Source organism: Pseudomonas shirazensis, from assembly GCF_050496565.1.
In the GTDB taxonomy this organism is placed as follows: domain Bacteria; phylum Pseudomonadota; class Gammaproteobacteria; order Pseudomonadales; family Pseudomonadaceae; genus Aquipseudomonas; species Aquipseudomonas shirazensis_A.
In genome coordinates, this window is sequence record NZ_JBNWAE010000011.1 from 42,250 (window position 1) to 60,417 (window position 18,168).

At 60.8% G+C, this 18,168-nt stretch carries 14 protein-coding genes, 5 tRNA genes and 1 pseudogene; 15 read left to right on the forward strand and 5 right to left on the reverse strand.

Annotation, left to right across the window (positions count from 1 at the left end; translation table 11 throughout):
- Window positions 1-11: 11 nt before the first annotated feature.
- The 11 genes from astB (at window position 12) to mgtE (ending at window position 9,739) form a co-directional block, all read left to right on the forward strand.
- Window positions 12-1,361, forward strand: a complete 1,350-nt coding sequence (astB, locus tag ACQZ2L_RS16850) for an N-succinylarginine dihydrolase (RefSeq protein ID WP_430327050.1) — start codon at window positions 12-14, stop codon at window positions 1,359-1,361.
- 16 nt (window positions 1,362-1,377) lie between these two features.
- Window positions 1,378-1,674 (forward strand): topoisomerase II, encoded by a 297-nt coding sequence (locus ACQZ2L_RS16855; RefSeq protein WP_430327051.1) that lies wholly within the window; start codon window positions 1,378-1,380, stop codon window positions 1,672-1,674.
- A 10-nt stretch (window positions 1,675-1,684) separates the two neighbouring features.
- Window positions 1,685-2,692 carry a succinylglutamate desuccinylase gene (gene astE / locus ACQZ2L_RS16860; RefSeq protein ID WP_430327052.1) on the forward strand — a complete coding sequence of 336 codons (1,008 nt, stop codon included), beginning with the start codon at window positions 1,685-1,687 and terminating at the stop codon, window positions 2,690-2,692.
- Window positions 2,693-2,972: 280 nt separating this feature from the next.
- The gene (gene alaS / locus ACQZ2L_RS16865) at window positions 2,973-5,597 is read left to right on the forward strand and encodes an alanine--tRNA ligase (protein WP_430327053.1); all 2,625 of its coding nucleotides are present in this window, start codon (window positions 2,973-2,975) and stop codon (window positions 5,595-5,597) included.
- 84 nt (window positions 5,598-5,681) lie between these two features.
- Complete coding sequence (locus tag ACQZ2L_RS16870; RefSeq protein ID WP_101317730.1) at window positions 5,682-6,917, forward strand: aspartate kinase; 1,236 nt, start codon at window positions 5,682-5,684, stop codon at window positions 6,915-6,917.
- Between the two features lie 166 nt (window positions 6,918-7,083).
- Complete coding sequence (gene csrA / locus ACQZ2L_RS16875; protein ID WP_314875928.1) at window positions 7,084-7,272, forward strand: carbon storage regulator CsrA; 189 nt, start codon at window positions 7,084-7,086, stop codon at window positions 7,270-7,272.
- Between the two features lie 72 nt (window positions 7,273-7,344).
- A tRNA-Ser gene (locus ACQZ2L_RS16880) sits at window positions 7,345-7,435 on the forward strand.
- Window positions 7,436-7,542: 107 nt separating this feature from the next.
- A tRNA-Arg gene (locus tag ACQZ2L_RS16885) sits at window positions 7,543-7,619 on the forward strand.
- A gap of 71 nt (window positions 7,620-7,690) precedes the next feature.
- Window positions 7,691-7,767: transfer RNA gene (locus ACQZ2L_RS16890), tRNA-Arg, on the forward strand.
- A 73-nt stretch (window positions 7,768-7,840) separates the two neighbouring features.
- Window positions 7,841-7,917: transfer RNA gene (locus ACQZ2L_RS16895), tRNA-Arg, on the forward strand.
- Window positions 7,918-8,296: 379 nt separating this feature from the next.
- On the forward strand, window positions 8,297-9,739 hold the full coding sequence (gene mgtE / locus ACQZ2L_RS16900; protein WP_186698583.1) for a magnesium transporter: 1,443 nt from the start codon (window positions 8,297-8,299) through the stop codon (window positions 9,737-9,739).
- 88 nt (window positions 9,740-9,827) lie between these two features.
- On the opposite strand, the gene ACQZ2L_RS16905 is transcribed toward mgtE, so the two are convergent.
- Complete coding sequence (locus ACQZ2L_RS16905) at window positions 9,828-10,154, reverse strand: Arc family DNA-binding protein (RefSeq protein WP_033699552.1); 327 nt, start codon at window positions 10,152-10,154, stop codon at window positions 9,828-9,830.
- Between the two features lie 341 nt (window positions 10,155-10,495).
- Between ACQZ2L_RS16905 and phnN the strand changes: the two genes are divergently transcribed.
- Window positions 10,496-11,086 carry a phosphonate metabolism protein/1,5-bisphosphokinase (PRPP-forming) PhnN gene (phnN, locus tag ACQZ2L_RS16910; RefSeq protein ID WP_430327054.1) on the forward strand — a complete coding sequence of 197 codons (591 nt, stop codon included), beginning with the start codon at window positions 10,496-10,498 and terminating at the stop codon, window positions 11,084-11,086.
- Window positions 11,087-11,197: 111 nt separating this feature from the next.
- A tRNA-Arg gene (locus tag ACQZ2L_RS16915) sits at window positions 11,198-11,274 on the forward strand.
- Between the two features lie 235 nt (window positions 11,275-11,509).
- Here the strand turns inward: ACQZ2L_RS16915 and ACQZ2L_RS16920 are convergent.
- On the reverse strand, window positions 11,510-11,749 hold the full coding sequence (locus ACQZ2L_RS16920; RefSeq protein WP_430327055.1) for a hypothetical protein: 240 nt from the start codon (window positions 11,747-11,749) through the stop codon (window positions 11,510-11,512).
- Here ACQZ2L_RS16920 and ACQZ2L_RS16925 point away from each other — a divergent pair.
- Window positions 11,693-12,586 (forward strand): annotated as a pseudogene (locus ACQZ2L_RS16925) (Fic family protein); the annotation flags it as partial. The gene ACQZ2L_RS16920 and the pseudogene ACQZ2L_RS16925 sit on opposite strands and share 57 nt — an antisense overlap.
- A gap of 254 nt (window positions 12,587-12,840) precedes the next feature.
- Window positions 12,841-14,391, forward strand: coding sequence for a sensor histidine kinase (locus ACQZ2L_RS16930; RefSeq protein ID WP_430327056.1), 1,551 nt, complete (start codon window positions 12,841-12,843; stop codon window positions 14,389-14,391).
- A gap of 49 nt (window positions 14,392-14,440) precedes the next feature.
- Here the strand turns inward: ACQZ2L_RS16930 and lpdA are convergent, their stop codons facing one another.
- The 3 genes from lpdA to ACQZ2L_RS16945 are packed head-to-tail and all read right to left on the reverse strand — an operon-like array spanning window position 14,441 to window position 18,168.
- Complete coding sequence (lpdA, locus tag ACQZ2L_RS16935; RefSeq protein WP_430327057.1) at window positions 14,441-15,820, reverse strand: dihydrolipoyl dehydrogenase; 1,380 nt, start codon at window positions 15,818-15,820, stop codon at window positions 14,441-14,443.
- A gap of 2 nt (window positions 15,821-15,822) precedes the next feature.
- Window positions 15,823-17,109, reverse strand: coding sequence for a dihydrolipoamide acetyltransferase family protein (locus ACQZ2L_RS16940; protein ID WP_430327058.1), 1,287 nt, complete (start codon window positions 17,107-17,109; stop codon window positions 15,823-15,825).
- Window positions 17,110-18,168, reverse strand: coding sequence for an alpha-ketoacid dehydrogenase subunit beta (locus ACQZ2L_RS16945; RefSeq protein WP_101317744.1), 1,059 nt, complete (start codon window positions 18,166-18,168; stop codon window positions 17,110-17,112). It abuts the gene before it with no gap.

The window sequence follows — 18,168 nt, forward strand, 5'->3', positions numbered from 1 at the left end:
GAGCCTTGCCGATGAAATCCTATGAAGTGAATTTTGATGGCCTGGTAGGGCCGACCCACAACTACGGCGGCCTGTCGTACGGCAACGTGGCCTCGCAGAGCAACAGCCAACAGTGCTCCAACCCGCGTGAAGCGGCGCGTCAGGGCCTGGCCAAGATGAAGGCGCTGAGCGACATGGGCTTCAAGCAGGGCGTGCTCGCCCCGCAGGAGCGCCCGGACGTTGCTGCCCTGCGCCGGCTCGGCTTCAGCGGCAGTGACGCCGAGGTGATCCGCCGCGCCGCCCAGGAGGCCATGCCGTTGCTGGTCGCCAGTTGCTCGGCCTCGAGCATGTGGGTAGCCAACGCGGCCACGGTCAGCCCGAGCGCCGACACCGCCGATGGCCGCGTGCATTTCACTGCCGCCAACCTCAACTGCAAGTACCACCGCAGCATCGAGCACCCGACCACCAGCCGCGTACTGGCGGCGATGTTCGCCGATGAGCAGGTATTCGCCCACCACCAGGCGCTGCCGGCGGTGGCCCAGTTTGGTGATGAAGGCGCAGCCAACCACACGCGCTTCTGCCGCAGCTATGGCGAGCCTGGTGTGGAGTTTTTTGTCTACGGCCGCAGTGCCTTCGACAGCCGCTACCCGGCGCCGCAGAAGTACCCGGCACGCCAGACCCTGGAAGCTTCGCAGGCCGTCGCTCGCTTGCACGGCCTCAGCGCTGACGGGGTGGTCTACGCTCAACAGAATCCAGCGGTGATCGACCAGGGCGTGTTCCATAACGACGTGATTTCGGTAGGTAACGGCGAAGTGCTGTTCTACCACGAGGATGCCTTCCTCGAGACCGATGCGGTGCTTGCTCAGCTGCAGGCCAAACTGGCCAGCAAGGGCGGCAGGTTCCAGGGCATCTGCGTGCCACGGGCGGCGGTGGCAGTGGAGGACGCGGTGCGTTCCTACCTGTTCAACAGCCAGCTGCTGTCACGCGAAGACGGCTCGATGCTGCTGGTGGTGCCAGAAGAGTGCCGCAACAACCCGCGGGTCTGGGACTACCTGAGCCAGTTGACCAGCCAGGGTGGCCCGGTCAAGGAGGTCAAGGTGTTCGATCTCAAGCAGAGCATGCAGAACGGCGGCGGCCCGGCGTGCCTGCGTCTGCGCGTGGCCTTGAAAGAATCCGAGCTGGCGGCGGTCAATCCAGGGGTTATCATGTCGGCGCCGCTGTACGACAGCCTTATCCAGTGGGTCGATCGGCACTATCGCGATCGCATGAGCGACAGCGACCTGGCCGACCCACAACTGCTCAACGAATGCCGTACGGCCATGGATGACCTGACCCAGCTGCTCAAGCTGGGCTCGGTCTATCCGTTCCAACGCCAACCCTGAAGAGAGAATTAAGTAAATGTCTGACGCCCTGCAGTTGATCCTTGAAGATACTGATGGCACCCAGCTGGAAACCTCCTGCACGCGCTTTGCAATCCTCTGGCAGGGCAAGGAAGTCTGGATTCAGCAGGACGGCCGCGGCCAACTGCTGATCGGTGTGGATGTCGCTGAAGGCGATGCCGAGTTCGCCAACCTGCTGCTGCGCCCGATGGCCACCAACCTGGTCAGCCTGCAGCTGGAGATGGAGCCGGCGGAGCTGGGCGACGACGATGAGGATGGCCACGTGCACGGCCCGGATTGCGGTCACCACCACTAAGGATGTGCCTATGCTCGCCCTCGGCAAACTGCTTGACCTGACGCTTGGCGGCCGTGAGCCGGGCGAGAAGACTCAATCGACATCAGCAGGCCTGCGCCTGCGCTGGCTGGGGGAGGGCGCGCTGGAAGTGACGCCGCCGAAGGTGGAAGACGGTACCTTGCACCTGCTGCTGTCGGCGGGTATCCACGGTAACGAGACCGCGCCGATCGAGTTGCTCGATCAGCTGCTGCAGGGCATCGCCAGGGGCGAGATCGTGCCGCAGGCGCGGATACTGTTTCTGTTCGGCAGCCCCCTGGCGATGCGCGCCGGCCAGCGCTATATCGAGCAGGACCTGAACCGTCTGTTCAATGGCCGGTACGAATCGTCGAGCGGTTTCGAAGCGCTGCGGGCCGCCGAGCTGGAGCAGTACGCGCGGACCTTTTTCGGTAGCGCAGGGCGCAATCGCCTGCATTACGACCTGCACACCGCGATCCGCGGTTCCAAGATCGAGCAGTTCGCCTTGTATCCGTACAAGGATGGCCGGCAGCACTCGCGGCGTGAACTGGCGCGCCTGAGCCAGGCCGGGATGCAGGCGGTGTTGCTGCAGAGCAAGACCTCGATCACCTTTAGTGCCTTCACCTACGAGCAGCTCGAGGCCGAGGCGTTTACCCTCGAACTGGGCAAGGCGCGCCCATTTGGGCAGAACGAAGAGGTCAACCTTGATCGCCTGCACAAGCGCCTGGTGCAGATCATCGAAGGCGAGGAGCCCACGGGCGATGACAGCTTGAACGGCTTGCAGCTGTTCAGCGTGGCTCGCGAGATCATCAAGCACAGCGACCACTTCCACCTGCACCTGCCGGATGACATCGAAAACTTCTCCGAGCTGAGCAAGGGCTACCTGCTTGCAGAAGATCTGGCTGAAACCCGCTGGATCGTCGAGGAGGAGGGCGCGCGGATCATTTTCCCCAACCCCAAGGTGCGCAACGGCCTGCGTGCGGGCATTCTGATCGTGCCTGATTCGGGGCAGCGCCTGAGCTGATCCGTACCATTTGTCGCTGGCTGTGCGCTGCGCGGCCAGCCTCGATCAACGCATCCCGGCTGATTTTCCCTGCCCCAGCGGTAATTGGCTTGCCAGCGGCCAAACCCTCGCCTTAGCATCCCCTTCAAGTTTTTAGCCGTGCTGACCTGAAATTGCCTGCAAACGACCTTTCAGGGCGCATAAACACACTGCATCCAGCTTGCAGGACCGATATAATGCGGCCCTTTGCCGTCGTTTCGACGTGTTTGCCTTAACGGCCGCCGTTTCCGTGGAAGAACCTATGAAAAGCGCAGAAATCCGTGAAGCCTTCCTTCGCTTCTTCGAGGAGCAGGGCCACACCCGTGTTGCCTCCAGCTCCCTGATCCCGGGCAACGACCCGACCCTGCTGTTCACCAATGCCGGCATGAACCAGTTCAAGGACTGCTTCCTTGGCCAGGAGAAGCGCGCCTACACCCGCGCCGCCAGCAGCCAGAAGTGCGTCCGCGCCGGCGGCAAGCACAACGACCTGGAAAACGTCGGGTACACCGCGCGTCACCACACCTTCTTCGAAATGCTGGGCAACTTCAGCTTCGGTGACTACTTCAAGCGTGACGCGATCACCTACGCCTGGACCTTCCTGACTTCGCCGCAGTGGCTGAACCTGCCCCAGGAAAAACTCTGGGTCACGGTCTATGCCAGCGATGACGAAGCCTACGATATCTGGACCAAGGAAATCGGCGTGCCAGCCGAGCGCATGGTGCGCATTGGCGACAACAAGGGCGCGCCTTACGCTTCGGACAACTTCTGGACCATGGGCGACACCGGCCCGTGCGGCCCGTGCACCGAGATCTTCTTTGACCACGGCGCCGATATCTGGGGCGGTCCACCCGGCTCGCCAGAAGAAGACGGCGACCGCTACATCGAGATCTGGAACAACGTCTTCATGCAGTTCAACCGCACCGCCGATGGCGTCCTGCACCCGCTGCCAGCGCCGTCGGTGGATACCGGCATGGGCCTGGAGCGGATCAGTGCGGTGATGCAGCATGTGCACTCGAACTACGAGATCGACCTGTTCCAGAACCTGCTGGTAGCCGCGGCCCAGGCCATCGGTTGCAGCAATGACGGCCAGCCATCGCTGAAAGTCGTCGCCGACCACATTCGTTCGTGCGGTTTCCTCATCGCCGATGGCGTGCTGCCGTCCAACGAAGGCCGTGGCTACGTGCTGCGCCGGATCATTCGCCGTGCTTGCCGTCACGGCAACAAGCTCGGTGCCAAGGGCAGCTTCTTCTACCAGATCGTCGCCGCCCTGGTTGCCGAGATGGGCCAGGCCTTCCCTGAGTTGAGCAGCCAGCAGGCGCACATCGAGCGCGTGCTCAAAAGCGAAGAAGAGCAGTTCGCCAAGACCCTCGAGCAGGGCCTGCGCATCCTCGAGCAGGACCTGGCCCAGCTGCAGGGCACTACCGTTCCGGGTGACGTGGTGTTCAAGCTGTATGACACCTATGGCTTCCCGATGGACCTGACTGCCGACATCGCCCGTGAGCGTGAGCTGACCATCGACGAAGCCGGTTTCGAGCGCGAGATGGAAGCCCAGCGCGAGCGCGCCCGCTCCGCCAGCGCCTTTGGCATGGACTACAACAGCCTGGTCAAGGTTGATGTCGCTACCGAGTTCCTCGGATACAAGGCGACCACGGCCCGGGCCAAGGTCGTCGCGCTGTACAAGGACGGCCAGGCTGTCGAGCAACTGCATGAAGGCGACGAAGGCGTGGTGGTGCTTGATCGCACGCCGTTCTACGCCGAGTCCGGCGGCCAGATCGGCGATGCCGGCTACCTGCAGGCCGCCGACGTGCGCTTCGATGTGCGTGATACCACCAAGACCGCCGGTGCATTCCTGCACCACGGTGTAGTCGCCAGCGGCGCGCTGCGCGTAGGCGCCGAGGTTGAAGCGCAGGTGGATGCCGAAGTGCAGCACGCCACCTCGCTGAACCACTCCGCGACTCACCTGCTGCACGCGGCGCTGCGCCAGGTGCTCGGTGATCACGTCCAGCAGAAAGGCTCGCTGGTCGACAGCCAGCGCCTGCGCTTTGACTTCAGCCACTTCGAGGCGGTCAAGCCTGAGCAGCTCAAGGCGCTGGAAGACATCGTCAACCGCGAAGTGCGCAAGAACTCCGAAGTGCAAACCGAAGAGACTGATATCGAAACCGCCAAGCGCAAAGGTGCAATGGCGTTGTTCGGCGAAAAATACGGCGACAGCGTGCGCGTGTTGAGCATGGGCGGTGATTTTTCGGTGGAGCTGTGCGGTGGCATCCATGCCAAGCGCACCGGCGACATCAGCCTGTTCAAGATCATCAGCGAAGGCGGCGTGGCCTCTGGCGTGCGCCGTATCGAAGCGATCACCGGGGCTGCGGCGCTGGCCTACCTGAACACTGCTGAAGAGCAGGTCAAGGAAGCTGCGCAACTGGTCAAGGGTAACCGTGACAACCTGATCGACAAGCTGGCGGCGGTGCTCGAGCGCAACCGTCAGCTGGAAAAACAGCTTGAACAGCTGCAGGCCAAGGCCGCCAGCGCTGCCGGAGACGATCTCTCCAATGCAGCCGTTGAGGTCAAAGGCGCCAAGGTCCTCGCCGCCCGCCTTGATGGGCAGGATGGCAAGGCTCTGCTGGCGCTGGTCGATCAATTGAAGAACAAGCTCGGCCACGCAGTGATCCTGCTGGGCAGTGAGCATGAGGGCAAGGTCGTGCTGGTGGCTGGCGTGACCAAAGACCTCTCCGGCCAACTCAAGGCCGGCGATCTGATGAAGCAGGCCGCTGCAGCGGTTGGCGGTAAAGGCGGTGGTCGTCCGGACATGGCCCAGGGTGGCGGCGTCGACGTCGCTGCACTGGACAGTGCCCTGGCCCTTGCTGTGCCGTTCGCCGAACAGCGGCTTTGAGATGAAACGGCCCGCTAGCGATAGCGGGCCGTTTCAGGTTGGATTGTTTATTGGGTGCCCATCACGGGCAGAGGCAGCTTTGAAATGGCGTTGATCGTACAGAAATTTGGCGGCACCTCTGTCGGATCCATCGAGCGGATCGAGCAGGTTGCCGACAAGGTCAAGAAATTCCGCGAGGCAGGCGATGACCTGGTCGTGGTCCTGTCGGCCATGAGCGGGGAGACCAACCGCTTGCTGGACCTGGCCAAGCAGATTAGCGACAAGCCGGTTCCGCGTGAACTGGACGTGATCGTGTCGACTGGCGAGCAGGTGACCATTGCCCTGCTGGCCATGGCCTTGATCAAGCGCGGCGTGCCAGCGGTGTCCTACACCGGCAACCAGGTGCGCATTCTCACCGACAGCGCACACAACAAGGCGCGCATCCTGCAGATCGACGACCAGAAGATTCGCGCCGACCTCAAGGCCGGCCGTGTGGTTGTCGTGGCGGGCTTCCAGGGCGTCGACGAGAACGGCAGCATCACCACCCTCGGCCGTGGCGGCTCAGACACCACTGGTGTGGCCCTGGCGGCTGCGCTGAAGGCAGACGAGTGCCAGATCTACACCGACGTCGATGGTGTCTACACCACCGACCCGCGGGTGGTACCGCAGGCGCGCCGTCTGGAGAAGATCACCTTCGAAGAGATGCTGGAAATGGCCAGCCTCGGTTCCAAGGTGCTGCAGATCCGCTCTGTCGAATTCGCCGGCAAGTACAACGTCCCGTTGCGCGTGCTGCACAGTTTCAAAGAGGGTCCAGGTACCCTCATTACCATTGATGAAGAGGAATCCATGGAACAGCCGATCATTTCCGGTATCGCCTTCAACCGTGATGAAGCCAAGCTGACCATTCGTGGCGTGCCGGATACCCCAGGCGTTGCCTTCAAGATCCTCGGCCCGATCAGCGCTTCGAACATCGAAGTCGACATGATCGTGCAGAACGTTGCCCACGATAACACCACCGATTTCACCTTCACCGTGCACCGCAACGAGTACGAAGCGGCGCACAAGGTGCTGGAAAACACTGCGCGCGAAATCGGCGCGCGTGAAGTGATCGGCGACACCAAGATTGCCAAGGTATCGATCGTCGGCGTCGGCATGCGCTCGCACGCCGGCGTTGCCAGCCGCATGTTCGAAGCGCTGGCCAAGGAGACCATCAACATCCAGATGATCTCCACGTCCGAAATCAAGGTTTCGGTGGTAATCGAAGAGAAGTACCTCGAACTGGCCGTGCGCGCCCTGCACACCGCCTTCGAGCTGGATGCGCCTGCCCGCCAAGGCGAGTAACGCGTAGCCAGGAGGAGGGCGCGGCTTGCCGCGCCCTTCGCGTTTCCGGCCGCCGGATAGGCCCTGTCCTGTCCTCTCTGGCAGCCACACACGCTGACTGTGCGTCCCGCAGCCAGCGCGCTACCTCAGACTGTTGTCCCTGATTGAACTGCGTAAGGAGAAAGCTATGTTGATTCTGACTCGTCGGTGCGCCGAGAGCCTGATCATTGGTGACGGTGAGATCACCATTACGGTGCTGGGTGTCAAAGGCAACCAGGTACGAATTGGCGTTAGCGCGCCCAAGGAAGTCGCGGTTCACCGCGAAGAAATCTACCTGCGAATCAAGAAAGAGAAGGACGAAGAACCAACCCTTTAATTTTTATCAGATTTTTTTTAAAAAAGGGTTTGCAAACGGGGAGGGCTCTGGTTATAGTACGCCCCGTGTTGCGGTGAGGTGGCCGAGTGGCCGAAGGCGCTCCCCTGCTAAGGGAGTATACCTCATAAGGGTATCGGGGGTTCGAATCCCCCCTTCACCGCCATTATTCGCTTAGGGCGCTTCAACTGGCCAAGATCACTAAGTCGTTGAAATTAAACGAAAAAGTGCTTGGCAAATCGGTAAAGCGATCTATAATGCGCGGCAAGACATGGACTCATAGCTCAGCTGGATAGAGTACTCGGCTACGAACCGAGCGGTCGCAGGTTCGAATCCTGCTGAGTCCACCATACAACATGAAGGTTTTGCTTGCAGAGCCGGATTGTTCAACCAGTGGTAATCTGGTCTAAAACTACCAACTGGACTCATAGCTCAGCTGGATAGAGTACTCGGCTACGAACCGAGCGGTCGCAGGTTCGAATCCTGCTGAGTCCACCATATAGCACGGTGGTTGTGCTTGCACAGGCACCTTGTTTCAACCAGTGGTAACCTGGTCTAAAACTACCAACTTGGACTCATAGCTCAGCTGGATAGAGTACTCGGCTACGAACCGAGCGGTCGCAGGTTCGAATCCTGCTGAGTCCACCATCTTCATCAAGAGGCCCGCTTTTATAGCGGGCTTTTTGTTGTCTGCAATTCACCGAATTGTCAGTAAGCCGGACTAGACTGTGCGAGTAGGGCGCCCATGCGACAGGCCCTGCACCTATGTGCTTTTTCTCTGACGCCCACCGTCGCACTGATAGCTTTGCGCGTTGTCATAAGATAATCGCGTAAACGATTGTTCTGACCAAAAATTTAAGCAATCCGACAGCTCTTGCAGTGTATGATTGCGCCCGTCAGCCCCGCCGGGGCTTGTGGAATACCACCATGGACTTACCCAGTAGTTACCCCTTAATCCGATTTGCCAAAATAGATCTGATCGATTGATCTCCCCGGCGTGCTCCGCTGCTGGGAGTGGAGTTCGCCTATGACCGAAGTCGAAGTAAAGAAAAGCCAAGACAGCCTGCAGGATCGCCTGGCCCAGGTGATCGACCTGCTGCAGCGTCAGCGTGTTGTTGAAGACCTGACCCACCGTCAGGAGGGGCAGCACAATACCCTGGTGGAGAGCCTCGTCCACCGCCAGAACCTGGTCGAGCTGCAACGCAAGCTCGATGACCTGCACCCTGCCGACATCGCCTACATTCTCGAAGCACTGCCGCTCGACGACCGCCTGACGGTCTGGCAGTTGGTGCGCTCCGATCGTGACGGCGACATCCTCCTGGAAGTATCCGACGCCGTCCGCCAGACCCTGATCGCCGACATGGACGATCACGAGCTGCTGGCCGCTGCCAAGGAAATGGACGCCGACGAACTCGCTGACCTGGCTCCCGAGCTGCCGCGTGACGTTGTCCACGAGCTGATGGAAACCCTCGACGCCCAGCAGCGCGAGCGGGTCCGCTCGGCGCTGAGCTACGACGAGGATCAGGTCGGTGCACTGATGGACTTCGAGATGGTCACCATCCGCGAAGACGTCAGCCTGGAAGTGGTACTGCGTTACCTGCGCCGGCTCAAGGAGTTGCCAGGCCACACCGACAAACTGTTCGTGGTCGACTCCGATGGCATGCTCAAGGGCGTGTTGCCGATCAAGCGCCTGCTGGTCAATGATCCGGACAAGCAGGTGGCTGAGGTCATGGCCACCGACCCGGTCAGTTTCCACCCTGACGACGACGCCTACGACGCCGCGCAAGCGTTCGAGCGTTACGACCTGGTATCTGCCCCTGTAGTCGACAAGAGCGATCGCCTGATCGGCCGTCTGACCATCGACGAGATGGTCGACCTGATCCGTGAGGAAAGCGAAAGCGAAGTCCTCAACATGGCCGGTCTGCGCGAAGAAGAAGACATTTTCGCCTCGGTCTGGCGCTCGCTGCGCAACCGTTGGGCATGGCTGGCGATCAACCTGATTACCGCGTTTCTTGCCTCTCGCGTAATTGGCCTGTTCGAAGGCTCGATCGAGAAGCTGGTGGCCTTGGCGGCATTGATGCCGATCGTTGCTGGTATCGGCGGCAACTCGGGCAACCAGACCATCACCATGATCGTCCGCGCCATGGCGCTGGACCAGGTCAGCCCGGGCAACACCTCGCGATTGATGCGCAAGGAGCTGGCGGTTTCCTTGATCAACGGCCTGGTCTGGGGTGGTGTGATCGGGGTAGTGGCGTACCTGCTCTATGGCAGCTGGTCGCTGGGCCTGGTGATGACCGGGGCAATGACTCTGAACCTGCTGTTGGCGGCGCTGATGGGGGTATTGATCCCGATGACCCTGGTGCGCCTTGGCCGTGACCCGGCAATGGGTGCCAGCGTGATGATCACGGCAGTGACAGACAGTGGCGGCTTCTTCATCTTCCTTGGCCTGGCCACGATATTCCTGATGTAAAACCACTGCCGGCGCCTGCTTGAGGGGCGCCGGCAGCCAGAAACAACAAAGCCAGCTTGCGCTGGCTTTGTTGTTTCTGGCGGTTTGATCAGGACGCGTCGGCGGCCATTTCCACATCGTGGGCGATCAAGGCTACCAGAGCGTTTTGTTGGCGGTGGGAGAGCTGGCGGAAGCGTTGCAGCAGCTCTCGCTCGTGCAGGCTCAGCTCAGGGCTGTCCAGGCGCATGCTCAGCTCGTCGCCCAGTGCACCTTCCTGGATAAGGCTCTGTTCCAGGCGGGCAATGATCTCGGAGTTCATGCTGCGGTGATGGTTGCGGGCTACCTCGGCAATGCGCTCACGCATCCCGTCTGGCAGACGAACGACAAACTTGTCAGCGGTGCGGCTTGAATAAATAGCCTGTTTCAATGGGCGCATATAAATTGACCGGTTTACTGGTTCAGGGGAAGCGGTTGTCAAATGCCGCGCGGTGGAAATCTGACCGTCGCGACGGCAAAATGTTCAACCGTCGTGTATTTTTGGCGTTCATCTTGCCTCAAATCTGCCGTTTCCTTGGCGTCAATTCTGTGACAAATAGTGATCCGCATAAAGGCTTTTTGCCAGTACCAATTATCAGAAATGAGCACTGGTTTGAAAAGTCTAGCGTTTGTCGGATCTACTGAACGTCAGACCTTTGCCGTCAAAATCTGGTAACAGTCGGAAAAGGGCAGGGAAAACACCTAGAATGCGCTCGGTCCCTAACAGTGAGCATAGTGGCTATGCAATATGACGCAAGCGGCAGTCCATCGACAGTAGGTAGGCTGATATTCATCGTTGGACCCTCCGGATCAGGAAAAGATTCCCTGATCGACGCGTCCCGGGCGAAATTGACCGAGCACGGCATCATGGTTGCCCGCCGCGTCATTACCCGCTCGCCCGAAGCACAGGGCGAGGCCGCGCAGGGTGTCAGCCCTGAGCAATTCGAGCAGATGCGCGCAGAGGGGCATTTTGCCATGTATTGGCAGGCAAATGCTCTGGCATATGGCATTCCGGCGCAGATTGATCAGTCGCTGCAAGCCGGCAAGCATGTTCTGGTGAATGGTTCGCGGGCCTACCTGGCCGAAGCGCGGCGGCGTTACCCGGACCTGTTGGCAATCCGCCTCGAAGTAAATGCGGCGGTATTGCGTCAGCGTCTGCTGGCGCGTGGCCGAGAGACCCCGCAAGCCATCGAGCAGCGTTTGCAACGCAGCGCCGAACTGCAGGTGATCGACGCCGACAACGTGCATGTGTTGGACAACTCGCACACGCTGGAGCAATCGGTCACCAGCCTGTTTGCCTTGCTGCAGGCCGAGGGCTTACTGCGCGCCTGACTCCACTGTGACAAGTCTTACGCAGCAAAAGCCTGAATCGGGCATGACAAACGGTCTGGCGCTGGTTAACATGCTCGCCGTCACGCTCATCGGCGCTCGCCGGTGACACTGGTCCCAGTAGCTCAATTGGATAGAGCATCCCCCTCCTAAGGGGAAGGTTGGCCGTTCGAACCGGCCCTGGGACACCAATATTCAGCCAATAGGCTTAATTTTCTCTAGCTTTCTCGGCAGCGATTTCTGTTTAGTCCTTCACATTAGCCCTCGCCTGTCCATTTGTAACTGAAGCGCGTCGACGCCGATCAATCCTGAAATGTTTCCGCGCAGGGAATCTTGGGAAGGGTAACGTCGCAGCCTGAATCAGCGCGTAATGGCGATCAGTGCAAAAATTTCACGCGATAGCGACTAAATGAGGATTTCTACGCATCAGTGAAAAAATCGTCTGGAAGGCAGCCCACATGAAAGAAACTGCCGCCGTAGCGCCGCGCTGGAAACTTCAGAAAAAATCGTGATACTGGCGAAATCTGAAAATTTTCGTCGCGCGCTGAAGAAAATATCGGCGAGCCCACGTGTATTGAAGGAAATAATCCATGCGTTCAGCGGGCTGAAGAAGCGCCCACCGAGCAAAAGGCCCGGCGCTTTATCCAGCTCATGCGCCAAGCGCATGAGCGGCTGCCGCTGACCGAGGACTATCTGGTCCAATTGCAGAACGCCACCGTCTCGAACCCGTTTGATCTGGCGGCAGCGTTTCGTCATGAGCAGAACCACTTGGCCAACGGGCTGCAAGGGGCGGCAGGCGTTAGCTATGTCCCGCCGCCACCGGATCTGTGCCGTGACTTGATGGAAGGCTTGATGCGTTTCGCCAATACAGCGCCCCAGCAGGTCGATCCTTTGGTTGCCGCGAGCATCATCTCTTTCGGCTTCGTGTTCATTCACCCTTTCATGGATGGCAACGGGCGATTGTCTCGATTCTTGATTCATCACGCTCTCTGCCAAAGCGGAGCCCTGAATTACGGGCTGCTCTTACCGGTATCGGTAGCGATGAAGAGGGAGGAACGTATGTACCTGGAGACGCTGCAGGCGTTCTCCAGGCCGGTCCGGGAGTTCTGGCAGGTCAATTGGATCGATTTCGAACAGTACGGGTTTGAGTTCCAAGGCTCGGACGCAGTGTACCGCTATTGGGACGCGACACCGAGCGTGGTGTTTACCTGTCAGATGGCCAAACGTGCGCTTGAAGTAGAACTGCGCGAAGAAACTGCATTCCTGGAGAGCTATGACACCGTTTACAAGGCGGTAGATGAGCAATTCGACGTTCGTGGCAGTGATCTCGCGGCCTTGGTGATGATGTGCCTGACAAATGGCGGGGTTGTCTCGAACAACCGGCGTAAGCAGTACCTCCACAGAGTGCCGGAGTCGATCTTCGACTGCATCGAGGAGGCCGCCCAAGGCGTGCTTGCCGCAAGGCGTGCGGCAATTGAAGAGTCACCAGAGGCTGAGGGTTAGCCACCCGTTGAGCCAAGCAATGGCTGATGGCGGGTAGGCCGTTCGAACCGGTCCTGGGACACCATCTCCTCGCGCAGCAACCGACCACGTACCGCCGTCGGCCAATCCAGACATTTCCCGCCCGACCCGGCACTTTCATGCTAGATTCTCGGAAATTCTCGACCATTTCCATGCTGCAACGCCCAACTTGATCCCAACCGATCGGGATTACTGCGCTGGGCACGCTTATTCACTACTCTGTGGAAGACATCACAATGCAGCAATCTCCTGCCGACGAGACCATTCGTGCGGCATTGCAGAGGTCCCATGCGCGGCTTCATCGCCAGCATGAGTTGGTGGTCGAGTTTGGCGTCGCCTCGCTCAAAGCGAGTGACCTTGACCTGTTGCTTACCCAGGCCTGCGTCGTGGTTGCCGAAGGCATGCAGACGCGCTTTGCCAAGGTGCTGACGCCGCTGCCCGACAGTGAAGGCTTGCTGCTGTCGCACGGGGTTGGCTGGGACGAAGCCGATATCGGTCACGCGACGCTGGGTGGTGATGTCGCCAGCCCGGCGGGTTATGCCATCGCCACCTACCGCCCGGTGCTGTCCAATCACCTTGGTCAGGAGCACCGCTTCCGTACCCCTGAGCTGCTGAAGAAGTACGGTATCGAACGTGCCATCAACGTGCCGATTCGTGGTGCGATGACGCCGTTCGGCGTACTTGAGGCCGACAGCACTGACGGTGATGATTTCATCGAGAGCGATATCGTCTTTCTCGAAGGCATCGCCAACGTGCTGTCGATGGCAGTCGAGCGGCTGGCGGCAGGTAACGCCGAGGCGCTGCCCGATCCGTATTCGGAGAGCATGCTCAACGCCAGCCCGGACTGCGTGAAGGTACTGTCGACCGATGGCGAAATCGAGTTCATGAACGATGCCGGCATGTGCCTGATGCAGGTCGGTGACCTGGCCAAGGTCAAAGGCAAGCCTTGGCCGCAGCTGTGGCCAGAAGAGTCCAAGGATCTTGTGCTGAGCGTTATCGAGAAGGTCAGCAGCGGCGAATCCGCTCGCTTTGAAGCGTTCTGCCCGACTGCCAGCAATGAGCCCCGGTGGTGGGATGTCACCGTGGCGCCGATCGTCAGCGCGGATGGCGAGATCAGCAAGCTGATCGCGGTGTCCCGCGACATCACCGAGCGCCATCACCATGAGGCCCAGCTGCTGTCACTGATCGCCGCGCAGAACTCCAAGCTCGACGAAAGTGACCTGTTCCTTGAAGAGATTCACCACCGGGTAAAAAACAGCCTGCACCTGGTCAACACCTTGCTTATGTTGCAGGCCAACCTGACCGCGGACGAAGCGGTCAAGCTCCAGCTGGAGACTGCCGCTGGGCGCGTGGTGACGATTGCCAGCGTGCACGAGCGCTTGTACCAGGCGACAGAAAGCCAGGACATCGATGTGGTTGAGTATCTGGGTGCGCTGCTGGGTGATCTGGGCAGCGCGCTGGGTGATCGCAAGATCTCGTTGGAGGCTACGTCGTTTGTGCTGGCGCAAGAAAGAATGGCGCCGCTGGGGATGGTGGTGTCCGAGCTGATCACCAATGCGCTCAAGTACGGCAAGGGCAAAATCGAGGTCAGCCTGCACAAGGCTGAGGATCATGCCTTGATCACCGTGACCGACCAGGGTGACGGCTTCCCGGAGACCTTTCCCAAACCCAGTGGCACCGGGTTGGGCATGCGCCTGGTCAAGAGTTACTCGGGTTACGGCGACAGCGCGATTTCGGTTGATCGGCTGGAAGGCAAAAGTACTATCCAGGTCCGCTTCAAACTGTGATCCAAAGCCAAGCATGCACCGCGCAGCGCGGTGCACGCCGGTTCTGCCTTTAGATATGCAATGCCTGCCCCAAGGCCCGCAACGCGGCTTCCTGCACCGCCTCGCCCAGGGTTGGGTGGGCATGGATGGTGCCGGCAATGTCCTCCAGCCGCGCGCCCATCTCCAGCGACTGAGCAAACGCCGTCGACAGTTCTGAAACAGCCACGCCCACTGCCTGCCAACCCACGATCAGATGGTTGTCGCGCCGCGCGACCACGCGCACGAAGCCGGTCTTGGATTCGAGGGTCATGGCTCGACCATTGGCGGCGAACGGGAACTGCGCAACGATGCAGTCCAGCCCTTGCTGGCTGGCTTGCTCAGGCGTTTGCCCAACTACCACCAGCTCCGGATCGGTAAAGCACACCGCGGCAATTGCGGTGGGCGCAAAGCGCCGCGCGTGGCCGGCGATCAGTTCAGCGACCATTTCGCCCTGGGCCATGGCGCGGTGCGCCAGCATCGGCTCACCCGCCACATCACCGATCGCCCAGACGTTGCGCATGCTGGTCTGGCAGCGCTCATCAATGGCCACGGCAGCGCCGTTCATGCTCAGCCCCAGACTTTCCAGATTGAAGCCTCGCGTGCGTGGCCGACGGCCGACGGCGACCAGTATCTGATCAGCCTCCAGCTTTAGCTGCTGGCCGTCGGCAGTGCACGCCTGCAAGGAGCCGCCCTCATAGCCTTCGACGCTGTGGCCCAGGTATGTGGCGACGCCGAGTTTTTTCAACGACTCGGCTACCGGTGCAGTCAATTCGGCGTCGTAAGTCGGCAAGATCCGCTCACGCGCCTCGACCACGCTGACCTGCACGCCAAGCTTGCGATAGGCGATACCCAGTTCCAGGCCGATATAGCCGCCGCCCACCACCACCAGGTGCTTGGGCAGCGCCTTGGGCGCCAATGCTTCAGTGGACGAGATTACCGCGCCACCCAGCGGCAGCATCGGCAGGTCGACGCTGCTGGAGCCAGTGGCCAGCAGCAGATGATCACAGCGGATCAACTGGCCATCGACATCGACGCTCTTGCCATCGACGACCTTCGCCCAGCCATGGATCACGGTCACGCCATGCTTTTTCAGCAAAGCCGCCACGCCGCTGGTCAAGCGATCGACAATGCCGTCTTTCCAGGCAACGCTGCGGCTGATGTCCAACTGCGGAGTAGCCACGCTGATGCCCAGCGCGGCGTGCTCGCTGTGGCGGCAGGTCTGGTGAAACTGCTCGGCCACATGGATCAGCGCCTTGGATGGGATGCAGCCGACGTTCAGACAGGTGCCGCCGAGGGCCTGGCCTTCAATCAATACCGTAGGGATGCCCAGCTGGCCTGCACGGATCGCGGCGATATAACCGCCAGGGCCGCCGCCGATGATCAGCAGGGTGGTGTTGAGGGTCTGAGTCATGCTCACTCCACGAACAGGCAGGCGGGTTGCTCAAGCAGGCCGCGCACGGCCTGAATGAACAAAGCGGCGTCCATGCCATCGACCACGCGGTGATCGAACGAGCTGGACAGGTTCATCATCTTGCGCACGACGATCTGGCCGTCGACCACCCCCGGCCGTTCGACCATGCGGTTGACGCCGACGATCGCTACCTCCGGAGTGTTGACTACAGGCGTGCTGACAATGCCGCCCAGTGCGCCAAGGCTGGTAAGGGTGATGGTCGAGCCGGACAGCTCGTCACGGCTGGCCTTGTTGTTGCGCGCCGCGTGGGCCAGGCGGGTGATCTCGCTGGCATTGCTCCACAGGCTGCCGGCCTCGGCGTGACGCAGTACCGGTACCATCAAGCCATTGTCGCCTTGGGTGGCAATGCCGACATGCACCGCACCATGGCGAGTGATGACCTGGGCTTCGTCGTCATAGGTGGCGTTGATCTGCGGGAAGTCGCGCAGGGCGACGACCATCGCCCGCACCAGCAACGGCAGCAGAGTGAGTTTGCCGCGGCTCTCGCCGTACTTGCGATTGAGCTGTTGGCGCAGGGCCTCCAGCGCGGTCACGTCGATTTCTTCAACGTAGCTGAAGTGGGCAACGCGGCGCTTGGCGTCCTGCATGCGCTGGGCAATCTTGCGGCGCAGGCCGATTACCGGCACCTGTTCGCTGTCGGTACGCCGGCTGTAACCACTTGGCGCCTGGCCGGCAGCGGACTGCGGTTTGCTCATGAAGCTGTCGAGGTCTTCGTGCTGAATACGCCCGGCCGGGCCACTGCCGTGCACATAACGTAATTCGATACCGGCATCCAGCGCGCGCTTGCGTACGGCAGGGGAGGCCAGTGGTTTTTCGTTGGCCTGGCGTGGCACGATTTCAGCGCTGGGCTTGCTCGCCGCAGGCTGGCTGGCGACGCTGGCCGGGATAGCTACTGGCGCTGGCGCTTCAGTGTGTGCAGTGCTGACGGCAGGCGCCGCAGCTGCTGCGGCCGGTTTGCTGTCTGGCGTATCGACATGGTTGCCGCTGCCTTCGACTTCGATGCGGATCAGCTCGCTGCCGACCGCCATGACTTCACCCGGCTGGCCGCCGAGGGCCACTACCGTGCCGCTGACCGGCGAGGGGATTTCCACCGTGGCCTTGTCGGTCATGACATCCGCTACTACCTGGTCTTCGGCAATCACATCGCCGACCTTGACGAACCACTCAACCAACTCGACCTGCGCGATGCCTTCGCCGATGTCCGGCATCTTGATGACGTGCGTACCCATTCAGACCTCCATGACCTTTTTCAGTGCCGCGCCGACCCGCGAAGGGCCTGGGAAGTACGCCCATTCCTGCGCGTGCGGGTAGGGCGTGTCCCAGCCGGTGACGCGTTCGATCGGCGCTTCGAGGTGATGGAAGCAGTGCTCTTGCACCAGCGCGACCAGTTCGGCGCCAAACCCGCAGGTACGCGTGGCTTCGTGCACGACCACGCAGCGGCCGGTTTTTTTCACCGAGTCGACAATGGCGTCCAGATCCAGCGGCCACAGGCTGCGCAGGTCGATGACTTCGGCGTCGACACCGGTTTCTTCGGCAGCCACTTGCGCGACATAGACGGTGGTGCCGTAGGTCAGCACGGTCACATCGTTGCCGGGCCGCACGATCGCAGCCTTGTCCAGCGGCACTTTGTAGTAGCCGTCCGGCACTGCGCTCTGGGCGTGCTTGGCCCATGGTGTCACCGGGCGGTCGTGGTGGCCGTCGAACGGGCCGTTGTACAGGCGCTTGGGCTCGAGGAAGATCACCGGGTCGTCGCATTCGATCGAGGCAATCAGCAGGCCCTTGGCGTCATAGGGGTTGGACGGCATCACCGTGCGCAGCCCGCAAACCTGGGTGAACATCGCCTCAGGGCTCTGGCTGTGGGTCTGGCCGCCATAAATGCCGCCGCCACAGGGCATGCGCAGGGTCAGCGGCGAGATGAACTCACCGGCCGAGCGATAGCGCAGGCGGGCCATCTCCGAGACGATCTGGTCGGAGGCGGGGTAGAAGTAATCGGCGAACTGGATTTCCACCACCGGGCGCAGCCCATAGGCACCCATGCCGACGGCAGTGCCGACGATGCCGCTTTCGGAAATCGGCGCATCGAACACCCGCGACTTGCCGTACTTGGTCTGCAGGCCTTCAGTGCAGCGGAACACACCGCCGAAGTAACCGACGTCCTGGCCATAGATGACCACATTGTCATCGCGCTCAAGCATCACATCCATGGCCGAGCGCAAGGCCTGGATCATGGTCATGGTAGTGGTGGACATGGCGGTTTCCAGGTCGATGCTGTTGTTGTGATCGTTCAT

Coding starts and splice junctions, on each gene's coding strand:
- ACQZ2L_RS16870 (WP_101317730.1), top strand. CDS start 5,682: ATGGCGTTGATCGTACAGAAATTTGGCGGCACCTCTGTCGGATCCATC.
- phnN (WP_430327054.1), top strand. CDS start 10,496: ATGCAATATGACGCAAGCGGCAGTCCATCGACAGTAGGTAGGCTGATA.
- ACQZ2L_RS16920 (WP_430327055.1), bottom strand. CDS start 11,749: ATGCGCTTGGCGCATGAGCTGGATAAAGCGCCGGGCCTTTTGCTCGGT.
- ACQZ2L_RS16940 (WP_430327058.1), bottom strand. CDS start 17,109: ATGGGTACGCACGTCATCAAGATGCCGGACATCGGCGAAGGCATCGCG.
- astB (WP_430327050.1), top strand. CDS start 12: ATGAAATCCTATGAAGTGAATTTTGATGGCCTGGTAGGGCCGACCCAC.
- ACQZ2L_RS16855 (WP_430327051.1), top strand. CDS start 1,378: ATGTCTGACGCCCTGCAGTTGATCCTTGAAGATACTGATGGCACCCAG.
- mgtE (WP_186698583.1), top strand. CDS start 8,297: ATGACCGAAGTCGAAGTAAAGAAAAGCCAAGACAGCCTGCAGGATCGC.
- astE (WP_430327052.1), top strand. CDS start 1,685: ATGCTCGCCCTCGGCAAACTGCTTGACCTGACGCTTGGCGGCCGTGAG.
- ACQZ2L_RS16945 (WP_101317744.1), bottom strand. CDS start 18,168: ATGAACGATCACAACAACAGCATCGACCTGGAAACCGCCATGTCCACC.
- csrA (WP_314875928.1), top strand. CDS start 7,084: ATGTTGATTCTGACTCGTCGGTGCGCCGAGAGCCTGATCATTGGTGAC.
- lpdA (WP_430327057.1), bottom strand. CDS start 15,820: ATGACTCAGACCCTCAACACCACCCTGCTGATCATCGGCGGCGGCCCT.
- ACQZ2L_RS16930 (WP_430327056.1), top strand. CDS start 12,841: ATGCAGCAATCTCCTGCCGACGAGACCATTCGTGCGGCATTGCAGAGG.
- alaS (WP_430327053.1), top strand. CDS start 2,973: ATGAAAAGCGCAGAAATCCGTGAAGCCTTCCTTCGCTTCTTCGAGGAG.
- ACQZ2L_RS16905 (WP_033699552.1), bottom strand. CDS start 10,154: ATGCGCCCATTGAAACAGGCTATTTATTCAAGCCGCACCGCTGACAAG.